General features: G+C 62.4%; 15 protein-coding genes. 3 read left to right on the top strand and 12 right to left on the bottom strand.

The features are described 5' to 3' along the window. Positions 1-132: 132 nt before the first annotated feature. The 7 genes from AC1RRJ_RS09885 to cyoA are packed head-to-tail and all read right to left on the bottom strand — an operon-like array spanning position 133 to position 6,899. The gene (locus AC1RRJ_RS09885) at positions 133-666 is read right to left on the bottom strand and encodes a response regulator transcription factor (RefSeq protein WP_493122101.1); all 534 of its coding nucleotides are present in this window, start codon (positions 664-666) and stop codon (positions 133-135) included. Further along, the gene (locus AC1RRJ_RS09880; RefSeq protein ID WP_493123028.1) at positions 663-1,970 is read right to left on the bottom strand and encodes an ATP-binding protein; all 1,308 of its coding nucleotides are present in this window, start codon (positions 1,968-1,970) and stop codon (positions 663-665) included. The genes AC1RRJ_RS09885 and AC1RRJ_RS09880 overlap by 4 nt, the downstream gene beginning before the upstream one ends. Next, a complete protein-coding gene (locus AC1RRJ_RS09875) occupies positions 1,967-2,692 on the bottom strand; it encodes an SURF1 family protein (RefSeq protein WP_493122099.1) in 726 nt (241 codons plus the stop codon). The genes AC1RRJ_RS09880 and AC1RRJ_RS09875 overlap by 4 nt, the downstream gene beginning before the upstream one ends. After that, entirely contained in the window at positions 2,689-3,063 is a 375-nt protein-coding gene (gene cyoD, locus AC1RRJ_RS09870) for a cytochrome o ubiquinol oxidase subunit IV (protein WP_493122097.1), read from the bottom strand. Before cyoD ends, AC1RRJ_RS09875 begins: the two co-directional genes overlap by 4 nt. Continuing rightward, the gene (gene cyoC, locus AC1RRJ_RS09865) at positions 3,060-3,689 is read right to left on the bottom strand and encodes a cytochrome o ubiquinol oxidase subunit III (protein WP_493122095.1); all 630 of its coding nucleotides are present in this window, start codon (positions 3,687-3,689) and stop codon (positions 3,060-3,062) included. Before cyoC ends, cyoD begins: the two co-directional genes overlap by 4 nt. A 4-nt stretch (positions 3,690-3,693) precedes the next feature. Further along, entirely contained in the window at positions 3,694-5,703 is a 2,010-nt protein-coding gene (gene cyoB, locus AC1RRJ_RS09860; protein ID WP_493122093.1) for a cytochrome o ubiquinol oxidase subunit I, read from the bottom strand. A 17-nt stretch (positions 5,704-5,720) separates the two neighbouring features. After that, entirely contained in the window at positions 5,721-6,899 is a 1,179-nt protein-coding gene (cyoA, locus tag AC1RRJ_RS09855) for a ubiquinol oxidase subunit II (RefSeq protein ID WP_493122091.1), read from the bottom strand. A 174-nt stretch (positions 6,900-7,073) separates the two neighbouring features. Here cyoA and AC1RRJ_RS09850 point away from each other — a divergent pair, with 174 nt between their 5' ends. Next, positions 7,074-8,399: an MFS transporter gene (locus tag AC1RRJ_RS09850; protein ID WP_493122089.1), complete on the top strand. Its 1,326-nt coding sequence runs from the start codon at positions 7,074-7,076 to the stop codon at positions 8,397-8,399. A gap of 229 nt (positions 8,400-8,628) precedes the next feature. Here the strand turns inward: AC1RRJ_RS09850 and AC1RRJ_RS09845 are convergent, their stop codons facing one another. From AC1RRJ_RS09845 to AC1RRJ_RS09835, 3 genes are all read right to left on the bottom strand, one after another. After that, positions 8,629-9,573: a C-terminal binding protein gene (locus tag AC1RRJ_RS09845; protein WP_493122087.1), complete on the bottom strand. Its 945-nt coding sequence runs from the start codon at positions 9,571-9,573 to the stop codon at positions 8,629-8,631. 74 nt (positions 9,574-9,647) lie between these two features. Continuing rightward, positions 9,648-10,487: a fumarylacetoacetate hydrolase family protein gene (locus tag AC1RRJ_RS09840; RefSeq protein WP_493122085.1), complete on the bottom strand. Its 840-nt coding sequence runs from the start codon at positions 10,485-10,487 to the stop codon at positions 9,648-9,650. A 42-nt stretch (positions 10,488-10,529) separates the two neighbouring features. Beyond that, positions 10,530-11,255 (bottom strand): SDR family NAD(P)-dependent oxidoreductase, encoded by a 726-nt coding sequence (locus AC1RRJ_RS09835; protein ID WP_493122083.1) that lies wholly within the window; start codon positions 11,253-11,255, stop codon positions 10,530-10,532. A 175-nt stretch (positions 11,256-11,430) separates the two neighbouring features. Between AC1RRJ_RS09835 and lldD the strand changes: the two genes are divergently transcribed. Together lldD and AC1RRJ_RS09825 are read left to right on the top strand one after the other, a co-directional pair. Next, a complete protein-coding gene (lldD, locus tag AC1RRJ_RS09830) occupies positions 11,431-12,579 on the top strand; it encodes an FMN-dependent L-lactate dehydrogenase LldD (RefSeq protein ID WP_493122081.1) in 1,149 nt (382 codons plus the stop codon). Between the two features lie 88 nt (positions 12,580-12,667). Beyond that, positions 12,668-13,402, top strand: coding sequence for a FadR/GntR family transcriptional regulator (locus tag AC1RRJ_RS09825; RefSeq protein ID WP_493122079.1), 735 nt, complete (start codon positions 12,668-12,670; stop codon positions 13,400-13,402). A 7-nt stretch (positions 13,403-13,409) separates the two neighbouring features. Here AC1RRJ_RS09825 and AC1RRJ_RS09820 read toward each other — a convergent pair whose 3' ends face one another. Both AC1RRJ_RS09820 and AC1RRJ_RS09815 read right to left on the bottom strand, forming a co-directional pair. Then, complete coding sequence (locus AC1RRJ_RS09820) at positions 13,410-14,738, bottom strand: MFS transporter (RefSeq protein ID WP_493122077.1); 1,329 nt, start codon at positions 14,736-14,738, stop codon at positions 13,410-13,412. A 112-nt stretch (positions 14,739-14,850) separates the two neighbouring features. Continuing rightward, complete coding sequence (locus tag AC1RRJ_RS09815; RefSeq protein WP_493122075.1) at positions 14,851-17,481, bottom strand: TonB-dependent receptor; 2,631 nt, start codon at positions 17,479-17,481, stop codon at positions 14,851-14,853. Positions 17,482-17,533 lie beyond the last annotated feature (52 nt).

Genomic DNA, 17,533 nt, shown 5'->3' with positions numbered 1-17,533 from the left:
GATATGGGGCGCAAAGCCGTCAGTCTCCGTCTGGCCGCACGCGGACCAGCGGCACTTGCGCCGCGCACAACAGAAGCAGGCATCTGCAATCTCGCTTTACCTTATCGACAACCGCGCTTGCCCTGCCGCGGATCACCGCACCTGCCGCTTCTCCAGTTTGCGCGCGAGTGTGCGCCGGTGCATGCCGAGCCGGCGGGCGGTCTCGGAAATATTGAAATCCGTTTCGACCAGTGTCTGATGGATATGTTCCCACTCGACTGTCTTGATCGAAGACTGGCGGCCATCGAGCGGGGCCTCGGGATTGCCTTCGGCGCGGTCGAAAGCGGCTTCGATATCGTCGGTATTGGATGGTTTGGCGAGATAATAGGATGCCCCCAGCTTGATCGCCTCGACCGCCGTAGCGATACTGGCAAAGCCGGTCAGCACCACGATCCGCATGGCGGCGTCGACAGCCCGCAATGTCTGGACGCAGGCAAGTCCTGACGCGGCGCCAAGCTTGAGGTCCACGACCGCATAGCCCGGACGATATCCTTCCAGAGCATGCGCCAGCTCTTCGGGACTGTGCGCCACGCGCACATCATAGCCGCGCCGTTCGAACGAACGCTTGAGTGTCCGCGCAAAGGCTTCGTCGTCCTCGACAATCAGCAGTTGTCGTTTGCCACTCATGACGTTTCTCCGTCCGGCCGTGCTATAGACGAAATCGGCAGAAAAATCCGCACCAGCGCCCCCCCTGCATCGCGATTGGATACGCTGGCACCGCCGCCCAGCTTGCGCAGCACATTGACCAGCAGGAACAGCCCCAGCCCGCCGCCGGGCCGCCCCTTGGTCGAACGATAGGGCTGACCGAAGCTTTCGAGCATGTCTTCGCTGAATCCCGGCCCCCGGTCGGCGATTTCGATCACCACCATGTCGCCATCACGCGAGGCCGAGATGCTGGTCCAGTCCGGCGACACTTCCGCGGCATTATCGAGAACATTGCCGATCACCTGCCGCAACGCAGGATCCGACACGATGGCGACATCGGCGCCGAAGCGATCATTAAACTCGACGGTGCCGGGCCGGCGCACGGCACTCGTATGCGCCACCATTTCGGCGAGAAAGGCACGCATAGTCGTCAACTGGGGCGCCTCGCCCCGCGCCTCGCCCGCCGACATCAATATGCCGCTGACGATCGCCTTGCAGCGCCGGACCGCTATGTCCATCTCGACGAGATCTTCCTGAACCTCGCGGTCGTCTGCGAGGCGCGGCACCGCCTTCCAGTCGCCGATCAGGACCGACAGCGTCGAAAGCGGCGTGCCCAGTTCATGCGCCGCGCCCGAAGCCAGCAGGCCCATGCGCACGATATGATCCTCTTCCGCCGCGCGCTGCCGGCTGGCGGCAAGCGCGGCGTCGCGCTCGCTGAGGTTCCGGCTGATCCTGGTGACGAAGGCGACAAGCAGCACCGCGATCAGCACAAAGCACACAAGGCTGCCCGCAAGATACAGGCCCATCGGATCGTCGACATAAGCGGCCGGCAGGACCAGTGGCGTCGGGTCGATGCGCAGCGCGGCGATCGTCACCAGCGTCGCCGTGACGATCATCCACGAAGAGCGCGGCGTCAGCAGGATCGCACCGATCACGATTTGCAGAAGGAAGAGCGAGGCAAAGGGATTGGCGAGGCCGCCGCTGTGATGAAGCTGCCAGCCAAGCACCGCCACATCGAGCAGCAGCGCTGCGGTGAGTTCGATATTGGTAATCGCGCGGCCGCGCTGCAGGAGCAGCTGGCTGGCGAGATTGATTGCGACGAGAATGGCAATTGCGCCGAGCAGCGGAGCCAGCGGCGGCCTGATATCCATCGCCATGCTCACCACCAGGATCGTGAGCAACTGGCCGCCGACCGCGAGCCAGCGCAGCTGGATCAGCAGCGACATGTTGCGGCGTCCGGCGTCGGCCTCGGGCAGCGCGACAGATGGGGTGACGACCTTGCTCATTCGTCCGCCATATTGAACCCGCGCGGCGTCGGGCGCCACAGGCGCCATGCAAAAAAGAGGCTGAGCAAGGCGAGACCGAACCAGGTCAGGGCATAGACCATATGATTGTCGGAAAAGCGCACGACGGTCAGCCCCCCGACGGGATAGCCACCCGCATTGGGCGTAGCGTCGGCATCGATGAAATAGGGCGCAGCATGGCCCAGCCCCCTAGCCTTCGCAATGGCGGCAATGTCACGCGAATACCATCGTCCTGCCGCCGGGTCGTTGGAGCGCAAAAAGGCCCCGCCGGGCTCTGTGATGCGCAACAAGCCGGTGACGGCCACCATCCCCGCGGGATTGCCGGCGGCGCGTGTCGCCGGATCGCGCCGCTCCGGCGGCACGAAACCGCGATTGACTAGCAGCGTAAAGCCGGGCGTTTCAAGCGGCGTCAGCACCCAATAGCCACCGCCGCGACCGGTCACCGCCTGGACGAGCGTCTCGCGGTCGTGATCGAACCGCCCGGTCGCGCGGACGCGGCGATAGGCATGGCTGGCGGCGCCGACAGCCTGCCATTCCCGTGGCCCTGGCGCCGCCGCCGGTTCGGCATGGATGCGTGTTTCGACCGCAGCGACCAGCTCGTGCTTCCACGCGCGCCGATCGAGCTGCCATACGCCCAATGCGACGAGGCAGGTTGTCAGAACCAGTGCCGCCGCGGCAAAAGCTGCGCGGCGCGCGCGCGTCACGGCAGCTGGCTGACGTCGTGCGGCATCGGCATCATATTGGTGTTGAGATGGTGCATTACCCATAGGGATCCCGCGAGCATGATCACGACGACGATGATCGTGAAGACGAGCGAGGTCAGCGACCATCCGCCCTCCGCCTTCGGCGTCATGTGCAGGAAATAGACCATGTGGACGACAATCTGAACCACCGCGAAGGCCATGATGATCGCGGCCGTAGCCCCCGCGCCCATCGGACGCGTCATCACCAGCCAAAAGGGAATGGCGGTCAGGATCACCGAAAGGGCGAAACCGATCGCATAGTCGCGCATCGACGCATGCGGCATCTCGATTTCGTGATGCCCGTCATTGGCGGAGTGATGGTCGGAACTCATCGCAGCATTCCCATGAGGTAGACAAAGGTGAAGACGCCGATCCAGATGACGTCGAGGAAGTGCCAGAACATCGACAGGCACATGACGCGGCGACGGTTCGCGGCGACCAATCCGTGCTTCGACAGCTGGACCGTCAGCGTTATCAGCCAGATGAGGCCGAAAGTGACGTGCAGTCCGTGGGTGCCGACCAGCGTGAAGAAGGCCGACAGAAAGGCGCTGCGCTGCGGCGTCGCGCCCATCTCGATCAGGTGATGAAACTCATAGAGCTCGATCCCCAGAAAGGCGGCGCCGAACAGACCGGTGACGCCGAGCCAGATCTGGGTGAGACGCAGCCTGCCCTGCTGCATCGCCAGCACCGCGAAGCCATAAGTGATCGACGAGAAGAGCAGCATCGCGGTGTTAAGCGCGATGAGGTTGAGGTCGAACAAATCCTTCGGTGCCGGGCCCGCGGCATAGCTGCCGCCGAGTACGGCATAGCAGGCAAAGAGGATCGCAAAGATGAGGCAATCGCTCATCAGATAGATCCAGAAGCCCAGCATCGTGCTGTGACCTTCGGGATGCGGATGCTCGTTCAGTTCATAGAAGGAGACGGGCTCGGCGGTTGCGGGCAGCGTTGTCGTACTCATGGCCTCAGGCTCCGGCCGCCAGCTGGCGGGTGCGCGCATCCTCGACCGCCGCAACGGTCGCGGCGGGAATATGGAAATCGCGCTTGTAGTTGAAGGTGTGGATGATCGCGCCGGCGATCAGGGCGATGAAGCTCCCACCGACGAGCCACCAGATATGCCAGACGAGCGCGAAACCCATAACCAGGGCGATGCCCGACAGGATGATCCCCGCACCGGTGTTGCTCGGCATATGGATGTCGCGGAAGCCCGCAACCGGCCGGTCGTGCCCGCGACGCTTCATGTCGTGCCACGCATCAAGATCGTGAATCACCGGCGTGAAGGCGAAATTATAGTCGGGCGGCGGCGAACTGGTCGCCCATTCCAGCGTACGGCCGTTCCACGGGTCGCCGCTTTCGTCGCGAAGCTGGTCGCGGCGCCAGATGCTGACCGCGAACTGGACGAGCATCGCGGCGATGCCCACAGCAATCACGGCCGCGCCAATGCCGGCGATGACGAACCATATCTGCAGGCCCGGATCGTCGAACACGCGCATCCGGCGGGTGACCCCCATCAGGCCCAGAATATAGAGCGGCATGAAGGCAAGCCAGAAACCGACGACCCAGCACCAGAAGCTGATCTTGCCCCAGAAAACGTCGAGCTTGAAGCCGAAGGCCTTGGGCCACCAGTAGTTGATCGCCGCGAACAGCCCGAACAGCACACCGCCGATGATCACATTATGGAAATGCGCGATCAGAAAGAGCGAATTGTGCAGCACGAAGTCGGCAGGCGGCACTGCGAGCAGCACGCCGGTCATCCCGCCGACGACGAAGGTCAGCATGAAGGCAACCGTCCACATCATCGGCAGATCGAAGCGGATGCGTCCGCGATACATGGTGAAGAGCCAGTTGAAGAGCTTGGCCCCCGTCGGGATCGAAATCACCATCGTCGTGATGCCGAAGAAGCTGTTGACGCTCGCCCCCGACCCCATGGTGAAGAAATGGTGCAGCCAGACGAGATACGACAGGATGGTGATGCACACCGTTGCGTACACCATCGATGTATAGCCGAAGAGCCGCTTGCCCGAGAAGGTCGACGTGATCTCCGAGAAAACGCCGAACAGCGGCAGGATCAGAATATAGACCTCGGGATGACCCCAGATCCAGATCAGGTTCACATACATCATCGGCGATCCGCCGAGGTCGTTGGTGAAGAAATTGGTCCCGGCATAGCGGTCGAGCCCGAGCAGCGCGAGCACGGCGGTCAGCACCGGGAAGGACGCGACGATCAGGATGTTCGCGCACAGGCTGGTCCAGGTGAAGACGGGCATCTTCATCAGCCCCATTCCGGGCGCGCGCAGCTTAAGGATCGTGACGATCAGATTGATGCCCGACAAGGTCGTCCCGACACCGGCTATCTGGAGCGCCCATATATAATAATCGACCCCGACATTGGGGCTGTATGCGATGCCCGACAAGGGCGGATAGGCTAGCCACCCCGTTTGCGCGAACTCGCCGACGAACAATGAAACCATCGTCAGCGCCGCGCCCGAAGCGGTCATCCAGAAGCTGAAATTGTTGAGGAAGGGAAAGCTGACATCGCGCGCGCCGATCTGGAGCGGAACGATATAGTTCATCAGCCCGGTAATGAAGGGCATCGCGACAAAGAAGATCATGATTACGCCGTGTGCAGTAAAGATCTGGTCGTAATGATGGGCGTTCAAATATCCTTCGGACCCGCCGAATGCCATCGCCTGCTGGATGCGCATCATGATCGCATCGGCAAAGCCGCGCAGGAACATGATGAGGCCGAGGATCATGTACATGATCCCGATCCGCTTGTGATCGACGGTGGTGAACCATTCCTTCCACAAATAGCCCCAGAGGCGGAACTTGGTGATCAGGCCGAGCATGGCGATCCCGCCGATCACCACTGCGATGAAAGTGGCAACGAGGATCGGCTCGTGCAGCGGCAGCGCCTCGAGCGACAGTTTGCCGAGGATCGGACCGGTTTCGGGTGCGGGATGCGGAATGGTCATGATGATCTCGGCTCGGTTCAGGACATCGGACGGGTAGCGGCGGCGTTCAGCACCGTGCGCTCGGGCTTCGCCGGGACGGGCAGCCCCTCACCCTTCAGCTTTTCCGGGGCGACCGGCTTCGCGTCGGGACGGTCGTTCGACATCACCGGCGAGCTGCAATAAGCGGCGACATAACGCATGCTCCAGCGTGCAGCGTCGACGGTGCCGCGCGCCGCGAACTTGTCATAGGTGACCTGCCGGACATTCCGGATGCCCGCGATCCCCGCACCGCCCGCGGCGTCGAGCGACATCATGTCGTGCATGCACATCTTGCCAGGCTCGACGCACATGTTCACGACCGCGTCGAACAGCTGCGGATCGCTTGCGGCAAAACGGCGGACGGGTTCTTTCTGCGTCGGCTTTTCGAGCTTCAGATAGGCATCGCGGCTCAGGTCACCCTCGGCCGACGCCTTCGCGGTCGCGACCCATTTGTCGAACTCGCCCGCAGGCAGGCTCTTCACCGCGAAACGCATATTCGAAAAGCCCCAGCCCGAATAATTGGCCGAAAAACCTTCAAACTCTCCGGTCTTGTCGAACACGCCGTGCAGCTTGGTTTCCATGCCGGGCATCGCGTAGATTTGTCCCGCGAGCGCCGGAACATAGAAGCTGTTCATCACCGAAGAGGAAGAGATGCGGAACCGGACCGGCCGGTTCACCGGCAGCGCCAGCTCGTTCACCGTCGCTACGCCCTGTTCGGGATAGATAAACAGCCATTTCCAGTCGAGCGCGACGACCTGTACATCGAGCGGCCTGACGTCCGCCGCGACCGGCTTGCCCGGCGCGGTACGCGCGAGCGGGCGATAGGGGTCGAGCAGATGCGTCGCGACCCAGGTCACCGCGCCCAGACAGATGATGATCAGCAGCGGCGCGGCCCAGATGACAAGCTCGAGCTGGGTCGAATGATCCCAGTCGGGTTTATAGGTCGCCTGCTTGTTCGCAGCGCGGTAGCGCCAGGCGAAAAAGACAATCAACACCATCACCGGCACGATGATCAGCAGCATCAGGACCGTCGAGAGGACGATCAAATCGCCTTGCTGGCGCGCGACATCGCCCGCCGGGTCGAGCACCACCATGCCGCAGCCGGAGAGCAGCGGCAGCGATGCAATCAGGGGCAAAAGCCGGAATCGACCGGCGGAGCGGGAGAGCTTTATGGCCATAGCCGCGCGCCTAGGCCCGCTTTGCTGCACCGCACATAGGACATTTTGTCCAATCCCTTGATCGCCATCAATGACGCAGGGGCATTTCCATGACTGGGGCCCTTGCCCTATAAACCGACTCGCGCTGTCCCTCTGGACATTCCGGGACAGCGCCCGATGCAGGACCGCGACACAATGTCTGCCGATACCGTGCCCACCACCCAGGCCGAACGCGACGCGCGCGCGCTCCACGACGACGGCCATCCGATCGCGCCGGCCGAAATCGCAATCGGCGTCATCATCGGCCGCACGTCGGAATTTTTCGACTTTTTCGTCTATGCCATCGCATCGGTGCTCGTGTTCCCGAAGCTGGTCTTCCCCTATATGGAGCCGCTCGAAGGCACGCTCTGGTCTTTCGCCATCTTCGCCCTCGCCTTCGTCGCGCGTCCCGTCGGTACGATCATCTTCACCGCGATCGACCGCGCCTATGGTCGCGGGGCAAAGCTGACGATCGCGCTTTTCCTGCTCGGCGGATCGACTGCCGCCATCGCCTTCTTGCCCGGTTATGCCTCCATCGGCATCGGCTCGGCGCTGCTGCTCGCACTTTTTCGCATGGGTCAGGGCGTCGCGCTGGGCGGATCATGGGACGGGCTGGCCTCGCTGCTGGCGCTCAATGCGCCCGAAAAGAAGCGCGGCTGGTACGCGATGATCCCGCAACTGGGGGCACCGCTCGGCCTGATCGTCGCGAGCCTGCTCTTCATGTTCCTGATTTCGGCGCTGCCAGCACAGGATTTCCTTGAATGGGGCTGGCGCTATCCCTTCTTCGTCGCCTTTGCGATCAACGTCGTCGCGCTCTTCGCGCGGCTGCGCATCGTGGTCACGCCCGAATATGCCCGCCTGTTCGAGAACCGCGACCTGCAGCCCGCACCGCTGATGGAAACGATGCGCTCGGAATGGAGAATCATCGCCGCAGGGGCTTTCGCCCCGCTTGCCAGCTTCGCCATGTTCCACATGGTGACGGTATATCCGCTGTCATGGGTGTTCCTTTTCACCGACGAGACCCCGGTCCGCTTCCTGATGATCGAAGCGGTCGCCGCGGTCGTCGGCATCTTCTCGATCATCGCCTCGGGCTATCTCGCTGACCGGGTTGGGCGACGGACCGTTCTTGGCGTCACCGCAGCCGCCATTGCCGCCTTCAGCGGCTTCGCTCCGCAATTGCTCGATGCCGGCGAGTTTGGCGAAGCCGCCTTCATGATCCTGGGCTTTGCGCTGCTCGGGCTCTCCTTCGGCCAGTCGTCGGGCGCGCTGTCATCGAACTTCCAGCCGCGCCATCGCTATACGGGTTCGGCCTTCACTTCCGACCTAGCGTGGCTTTTCGGCGCCGGCTTTGCCCCACTCATCGCCCTTTGGCTATCGAGCCAATTCGGGTTGATTGCCGCTGGCGCCTACCTGCTGTCTGGCGCGATCGGAACGCTTGTTGCGCTCTGGCTCAACCGGGAGTTGGCTCGCACCATCGGCTGACATCCGATGCTCAGCCGCTCTGGCCATCGACAGCGCGAGTTCGGCTTTAGATGGCCAACAAGAGCGACAGCATCATATGCTGGGCAAATGGCAATCAAAAACAAGGGCCGCCTGAATGACGTAAAGAGTGCTGCCCCTGTCCCGCAGGAAACTTGCGTCCGCTTTTGGGTACCTATCGGCGACGGATCAGCTGCATTTCATCGACCTTCGCAGCCACCCCCTTCCCGCATTAGTCGCCGGTTGCGGATCGCCGCATCGGCTGCCCCGTGAGATGACGCCTGACTTCGTCGGCCGCAAGCGACTGCAGGCGCTCGATCGCGCTGGTGGAATACCAAGCGGCGTGCGGGGTCAGGATCAAATTCGGGCAATTGCGCAACGCTGAGTCCTGCGGCAGCGGTTCGACCTCGAACACGTCCAGCGCAGCCGCGCGCAACTGACCTGACCCCAGCGCATTGGCGAGTGCGTCCGGGTCGATCAGCCCGCCGCGGGCGGTATTGACCAGCGCAGCCCGGTCCGGTTTGCGGGCCAGCCGTGCGGCGTTCACCACATGCCGCGTCTCGGGCGTAAGCGGGCAATGCAGCGTGACGACGTCGGCGCGGTCGAACAGCGTGTCGAGATCCACGGCCTCGGCGCCCAGTCTGTCCAGCATGTCCGGATCGGCGAAAGGGTCCGCGACGATAGCCTTGAAGCCGAATGGCTTGAGGCGGGCAAGCACCTCCTGCCCGATGCGCCCGAACCCGACGAAGCCTACGGTGGTTTCCGGAAAAGCCCGCAGCGCGCCGGCAACCCCTACCGCGTCCCATTTTCCGTCGCGCACCGACTGGTCCAGCGGCACCACGCAGCGCAGCATGGTAAGGACCAACGCGGTCGTATGATCGGCCACCTCTCCGGTAGCATAGTCGGGCACATAGGCGACCTTCACCCCATGCGCCTGCGCGGCCGCAAGATCGATATTGTCGAGTCCGATGCCATAGCGGACGATCAGCGAACCCGGCGCCAGCCGGGCAATCGCATCCGCCGTGACCTGCGCGAACTGGACGATCAGCACGTCAGTGCCGTCCGCCGCCGCGATGACATCATCAGCGCTGGCGCATTTCGCCTCCACGAACCCGGCGCCGAATTCCTCCGCAACCGCGCGTTCGTGCGCAAGAGATGGAAAGGTCGCGTCGGTCACTGTGATTTTCATGTTTGTTCCTTGGAAAGATCGAGAAGGCGTCGAGGATCTGAAGGGGGAAGCGAGCCGCCCCCCTAGTCCGTCAGACGCACCACCTGCTGCTGGGTGCCGAGCCCCTCGATGCCGAGCGCCACCTGATCGCCCGGTTTCAGATAGACCGGCGGCTGCTTCCCCATGCCCACGCCCGGCGGGGTGCCGGTGGAAATGAGATCGCCCGGCTCGAGCGTCATGAAACGGCTGATATAGGAGACGAGAAATGCCACCTTGAACACCATCGTCCGCGTCGAGCCGTCCTGCATGCGCTGGCCGTTCACGTCGAGATACATCGCCAGATCCTGCGGATCGGCGGCGTCGTCGCGCGTAACGAGCCAGGGGCCGACGGGGCAGAAGCTATCAAGGCTTTTGCCCTTCAGCCATTGCCCGGTTCCTTCCAGCTGGAAACCGCGTTCGGAAACGTCATGGACCACCGTGTATCCGGCGACATGATCCAGCGCCTCCGCCTCGCTCACACGCGTCGTCCGTTTGCCGATGACGACGCCCAGCTCGACCTCCCAATCCACTTTCGTGGCGTCGACCGGGATGCGGATATCGTCATTCGGACCGCAAACCGAGGTATTCGCCTTCATGAACAGAACCGGCTCGACCGGCACCGCCATGTTGGTTTCGGCGGCATGATCCGAATAGTTCAATCCGACGCAGATGACCTTCCCGACCCGCGCAACGGGGCATCCAAGCCGTGCATCTTCGGGCACGGCGGGCAGGTCGCGCGGGTTTACGCGGCCGAGAACTTCAACAACCCTGCCGAAATCGCCAATATCATCGCCCAAAGCCGACGATGCGTCACGAACGACACCGGCGTCGTCCAGCAGGCCATATTGCTCCGCCCCTTCCGGACCGAACCTTAGAATATGCATATCTGTCCCTTCTGATTGTGTCGTCTGTCGGCAGGTTTTGGTTCAATAGGTCGCCCGGCCGCCGGAAAGATCGAAAACTGCCGCGGTAGTGAACGAGTTTTCTTCGGTCGCGAGCCAGCAGATCATCGACGTCGCTTCGGCGATATCGAGCATGCGGCCCCGCGGAATCTTCGAGAGTATATATTCGATATGCTGCGGCGACTGGGTCATCGCGAGCGCGGTTTTTGCGAACGCCGGGGTCACCGCGTTGACCGCAATGTCATGACCGGCCAGTTCCTTGCCGAGCGATTTGGTCAACGCGAGCAGGCCAGCCTTCGCCGAGCTGTAGGCGACGGCGTTGGGATTGCCCTCCTTGCCCGCGATCGAGCTCACATTGACAATCCGGCCATATCCCTTCTGCATCATGTGCGGCACCACCGCGCGGCAGCAATAAAATGCACCCGTCAGCCCCACATGCACGACATCGCGAAAGGCATCGGGCGGATATTCCCAGGTCGGAACATTCGGCCCGACCAGCGCTGCATTGTTGATCAATATGTCGATCCGGCCGAAATGATCGACCGCTTCTTGCGCAGCAGCCTCGACCGCTTCGAGATCGCCTATGTCGACGCGCTGACGCAATATGCTTGCGTTATTGCCGAACCGCGCGCCGGCATCGTCGAGCATCTTGCCGTCGCGATCCCACAGCGCGACCGCCCCGCCACCGGCGACGATACGCTGGGCGACACCGAAACCGATACCCTGCGCACCGCCCGTGACGACAGCCACCCGGCCTTCAAAATCATAATGGTTCCCCCCGGCGTGACCTCGGCCTTCGGCAGGGACGGAACTTTGGGTCGTCATCGCGATCTCATTCTATTAATTACCTTTGATGCGGATAATAAGTATGATTATATACCCACTGTCAAGCCAATATTGAAGGCGTAGGAGGTGTTTTCCGGATATGAGGGTTGCAGCATCGATATTCGACTATCGCGAGCTGGCGCGGCGCCGGCTGCCGAAATTCCTTTTCGAATATGTCGATGGCGGATCCTATGACGAGGTAACGCTCCATCGGAACCGGGCCGAACTGCAGCGCGTAGCGCTGCGCCAGCGCGTACTTCGCGATGTTTCCGACATCGATCTGGGGATCGAGATTTTCGGGCGGCGCCAGTCGATGCCCATCGCATTGGGGCCGATCGGTCTCGCCGGCATGCTTGCCCGCCGCGGTGAGCGGCAGGCGATCGCGGCGGCTGAAAACGCAGGCATTCCTTTCTGCCTGTCGACCGTATCGGCCTGTTCGCTGGCGGAAGTGGCGGCGGCCGCGCGGGCGCCTTTCTGGTTCCAGCTTTACATGATGCGCGATCGCGGCTTCGTGCGCGATCTGCTGGCACAGGCACGCGCACACGGTTGCGCAGTGCTCGTCTTCACCGTGGATATGCCGGTGCCCGGCACGCGCTATCGCGACTACCGGTCGGGTCTTGCCGGCGCCCCCGGCCTGAAAGGAGCTCTTCGCCGCGCATTTCAGGCGCTGCGCCGTCCGCACTGGGCAATGGATGTCGGACTGCTAGGCAGGCCGCACAGCCTTGGCAATGTCGCGCCATTGCTTGGCAAAAGGAGCGGCCTCGACGATTTTCTGGGCTGGATGCGGTGCAATTTCGACCCCGGCGTTACGTGGCGCGATCTGGAATTTATTCGCAGCGAGTGGACGGGCCCGCTGGTCATCAAAGGGATACTCGACCCGGAAGATGCGAGCACCGCCGCAGCGGTCGGCGCCGACGGGATCATCGTCTCGAATCACGGGGGCCGGCAACTCGACGGCGTGCCAGCGACCGCCGAAGCGCTTCCCGCAATTGCCGACGCGGTAGCAGGAAAGCTGAAGGTCCTCGCCGATGGCGGGGTTCGCTCGGGACTCGACGTCGCCCGCCTGCTTTGCCTCGGTGCCGATTGCGTACTTTTGGGCCGGGCCTGGGCCTATGCACTCGGCGCCGGCGGCGAGGCGGCGGTTAATCATATGCTGTCGCTATTCGAAGCAGAGTTGCGCGTTGCGCTCAGCCTTACTGGCGTCAATCTCATAACAGACCTCAATCGCCAAATGCTTGTTCAGCAATAGTGGAGCCGTGACATCAAGGCCTATGTTCGATCATATTTATGTGCCATAATTCCAGTCTTTCATATGTTAACGGGCGAGCCATAAGCCAATGAAAGCCGTTGAAAGCAAAGGACTGCATGGCCGGGTGATCCAGGACCTCGGTCAGGCCATATTGTCCGGAGAATTCGCGCCCGGAGCGACGCTGCCCGGGCAAGAGGAGTGCTGCGCCCGGCTGGGTGTCAGCCGTACCGTGCTCCGCGAAGCGCTGCGCGTGCTCGCAGACAAGGGCCTTGTCGATGCGCGGCCAAAAGCTGGCACCTTCGTGCTCCCGCGCGAGAACTGGAACTTCCTCGACCCGGATATTCTCGAATGGCGGCTTCACTCGGAAGATCGCGATGCAGTCCTCGAGCAATTGTACGAGCTTCGCCATATGGTCGAGCCAACCGCCGCCTTTCTGGCCGCGTCGCGCGCAAAGCTTCACGACTTCCGCCGCATGGGCGAAGCCTTTGATGCGATGGCCGCGGCGGGACGCACGCACGACAGCATCGAATCCGATCTCGCCTTCCACCGCGCCATCATCGAGGCGTCGGGCAATGACCTGTTCGCGTCGCTGGGGCGGGTCGTGGAATCGGCGCTGGTCATCAGCTTCCGGATCGGGGCGGACAATCCCGACGGCACCGAACATTCGCTCGCGATGCACAAGGCCATCCTCGATGCGATTGTCGATCGCAACGGCACAGAGGCCCGCGTCGCGATGCGCAAACTGATCGATTATTCGAAGGGCACGGTCGCGCGCGTGTCGGAGGCGAAGCGAAGCGAAGCCCGCCGCCAGTCGAAACGCTAGCGCCCCGTCAAGGCATGCCGCGAGCGTGCCTCGTGCGCAACCGTTTCGCGATCAGAAGGAGCGCGGCGATCGCAATCGGCGTCCATATCACCATCACGAAAACCAGTGACAGGCCGATCCTCGATTTGTCCTGCAAGACGCCCTCGGTGAACCAGCTTACCATCGTCGGCCCGATGAACAGGCCCATGACCGACAGGAAGGTCACATAGACCGCACCGACACTGGCCCGCAAAGACGCCGGTGTCCCCAGCTGCAACGCAGCCGGCGCATAACCCGCATAGGTATAGGTCACACCCCAGAAGAGAGTCGAGGCGAGCAGAAAAGCCGTCGGACTCCCCGAAAGGATGCCGGCGATCATCGCCGGGATCGAGAGGCATAAGCCGATCGCCGGAACCTTGGCATGCGCATCGGCCATGCCACGATTATAGAGGCGCTCGACCAGCCACCCCATGGCCAGCAGCCCGATCACCCCGGCAATCCCCTGCGTCGCACCATAAGCGATCCCGACTTCTTCGATGTTCCAGCCATAGGTGCGTGCCATGAAGGTCGGCGTCCATACGTGAAACGCCGTCACGATGACATTCACCGATCCGAACGCGAAAGGGTAACCGAGATAGAACAGCGGATCGGTACGGATCAACGCCCACAGGCCTGGTGCCTGCCCGCCATCGGCAGATGTTTCGGATGCCGCCGGACGCAGATTCTCGCGCAACAACAGCGCCAGCGGCGCGGCCAGAATAGTCAGCCCCCCGACCAGCAGGAAGGTCAGCTGCCATGGGTAAAAGTGTCCCAGCAGCGGCACTGCGACCGTCCCCGCGTGCGCCAGCTTGTGAACGAGCCAGCCGCCCCCCACTATCGCGAGACCGCCTCCGGCAAAGGCGCCGATGGTGTAGAAGGAATAGGCTGTAGCAAGGCGTCGACGGGGCACTTGCTCCGCCATGAGCGAATAGGCGGCGGGCGACAGACCCGCCTCCCCGGCGCCGAGACCAAGCCGGCTGGCAAAGAACAGCGAGAAGCTGGTCGCCATGCCCGAGACCGCGGTCGAAAGGCCCCAAAATGCCACCACGCCCATGCACAGCCAGCGCTTGGAATAGCGGTCCATCAGCCGGCCGAGGGGGATACCGGCGGCGGCATAGAAAATACCGAAAGCGGGCCCGAGCAGCAGGCCCATCTCGACATCGGTGAAATCGAGATCGCGCTGAATCGGTTCGACCATCAGCGAGATCAACGCGCGATCGACGAACGACAGGAAGTAGAAGAACATCAGGATGGCGACGAGCGGCCATCCCGAGAGCAAGCCCCTCGTTCTGGGCTCCGGTCCGCTCGCGTCACTCATTCGCCGGCTCCTCCCCACCCCGTCCGTACTGCTATGCGCATCTGATCCGCGGCCCGTCTACCGGTCGCTCGCCCGCGACCGGCCTCGGGCCAGCGGCCAGATGCGCCTTCGCTCAGAGCTTCATCGAGAGGGTGAGATAAAATGCCCGGGGCTGGTTCGGCAGGACCGAAAACAGCTGCTTCGGATCGGCCTCTACCTGCGCCGGCGTCAACGTCTGCCGGTCGAGAGCCGTCAGCAGGCTGCCGCCCTTCGCCCAGCCCATGATACCGACGGTGTTGAACAGGTTGGTGACATTGCCCTGGACGCTGAAGTTGCTGCTCACATCCCATGCAACACCGACGTCGACCGTGCTGAAGGCGGGCAGATACCAGGCATTGCGGCGGTTCGCGGCGCGCTTGCCGAGATAGGAATAGGTGGCGAACAGCGAAACCGACTCGACCGGCCGATAGGTTGCCGTCGCGCGGGCGATGACCTTCGGATTATTGTCGGCCGTTCCCGCCGGAACCGTGCTGACGATGTCGTCGGTGCCGTCACCCTTGGGGCCCTGCGTATAGGTGCTGAACCCGCTCGCCTTCGGGTCTTGCAGCGTCAGATCGGCGTGAAGATTCAGCTGGTCGGTGACGTCGAAATCACCGGAAATCTCGATGCCATAGGTTTCAACCTGACCGAATACCGGCGGCGGCGAGTAATTTGTTCCCGCGTTGGGCGTCCCCGGCTTGTAGGTGAAGGTCTGATTGTCTGCGATATTCGAATTCTTGCTCCAGAACGGGAAGGCCTGGATGAACATGCCGTTGTCGCGATATTTCAGCCCCATCTCGATCTGCTGGATTTTCTCCGCCGACGGGAAAATCGTCGAGATCGCCGCCGTCGTCGTGATCCCCGACAAGATGCCAAAGTCGGGTGCCTTTTTGCCGCTGGTGTAACGGACATAGGCCTGGAACGCGTCGGAGAATTGATAGGCAGCCGAACCCGAGAAGGCGAAATAGTCGTATTTGCGCTTGAACGGCAGCCTTGCACCACGCACCGTGGTTGCGTTGTCGTACAGCGTCAGCGGGTTTCCGTCCCGCCCGCCGGTGGTCAGCTTGTTGCCCGTGAACGGCACGGACAGATACGTATACGAGTCATAGTTCAGGCTTTCATAGCGACCACCGACATCGATGGTGAGCTTGTCCGTCACCTCCCACGTATCGCCGCCATAGACCGCAATGTCGGTCATCTTCGTTCCGCTCTCGCGAATGGCGAGACCCTGCCCGATCCCCGCCCAGCCCGACGAATCCGTGACGAGATAGACCGAACCGTCGGGACGTGTCAGCGTGGTGCTCAAAAGCACCGGCCGCGGCGTCAGGGTCATGACACCGCCGCCAGCGCCCGAAAGACGTTGATGAAAGGTGGACTGATCAAAATAGGCGCCGAGCGAAAGGCGATGGCGCCCGAAGGTTCCCGATATCGTCAACTGGTCCTGAAATGTCTGCGACCGGTAATCCGGCTGATAAGCAAGACCCGCCATAATCCCGCCGGCAAGGATGTTCTGGCTGGGCAAATTGTTGACAACCAGCGTACGCGTCGCGCCCACCTGTGACACCACCGCAGCGACGGAGCCGTCGGGGAGGCGATAAGTATAGGTGCCGTCGATCCCGTTGGTGCTCTGGATCGTTCGAATACCACCGTCGGCGTCGGTCAGGGGCGTCGCGAAGTTAACGGCAACCGTGTTCCAGTGCGCCTTGTTGCGCGAAAAGCGGAAGCTGTTGCTGATCTGGATATTGTCGGTCAGGTCGTGACGCCAGTTCACGTCGAATGCCACCGCCGTACTCTTGACGAGTTTTGATCCGTCCCAGTCGCGAAGCTCCCCGGTTCCGAAATCGGGATAGCTGTGCGGCGATGCGGGAGGAAGAACCGACGACAAATTGGTGTAAGGCGCCAGAATCTTCGGGTCCTTGAAGTCACGCGCCGGCAGCGTCTCGAACCAGCCGTTGTGATCGTTGAGATATTTCGCGCGGACCGTCAGCGATCCTTCGCCATAGTCCCACAGCAGGTTGCCGCGGATCTGGCCGCCCTTGTTGAGCTTGTAACCGGGATAGCGCGCCCCGTCGCTGACGCGATAAAAGCCCCCGATCGCATAATAGAGGTCGCTGTCGGCGATCTGCCCGCCGGTGTAACCATCGAAGCGATAAAGCGGCGATTTGCCATCGCCCTCGAGGCCGAGCTTGAACTGGAACTGCGTGCCCGGCGCGGATTTCCCGGTTTTCGAGATATAGTTGAAAATGCCGCCCGGGGCGTTCGCCCCCGTCACCACTGCCGTGCCGCCACGCAGCGCCTCGATGCGATTGTTCATCAGGTCGAGGCGGCTGAAATAGTCGGGACCGAAGTTCGTCGCCGTCACCGGCTCGACGGGCAAGCCGTCCTCCTGCAACGATATGTAGAAATAGCCGCCAGCCGCCTCAAGCGAGCGTGCGGACACCCCGCGCGAAAAGACGATGTTGCGAATTTCACCCAGCGACGAGTTGACGAACACGCCGGGGACGCTTTTCAAGGCGTCGGCCGAACTGATCGGCGCCTGACGCCGGAGCGCATCTTCGGTTACCGCGGTGATCGAAATCGGTGCCCGTTCAATCGAGGTCGCACTGAAGACGCCGGTGACGATGATCTCCGGATCCTCCGTCCCCGAAGCCTCGCTCTGCGCCGGCGCTGCCGATGCGACCTGCTCCTGGGCATTCGCCACGCCCGCCAGCGACATCATCGCCATTGCGGACACGGATACGAATAGTGCTCTACGCAACATGCTTTCCTCCCATTTG

This window comes from Sphingopyxis sp. GW821-FHT12C06, assembly GCF_058807415.1.
The sequence above is the reverse complement of the archived record's forward strand: the minus strand, read 5'-3'. Positions and strand labels throughout refer to the sequence as shown.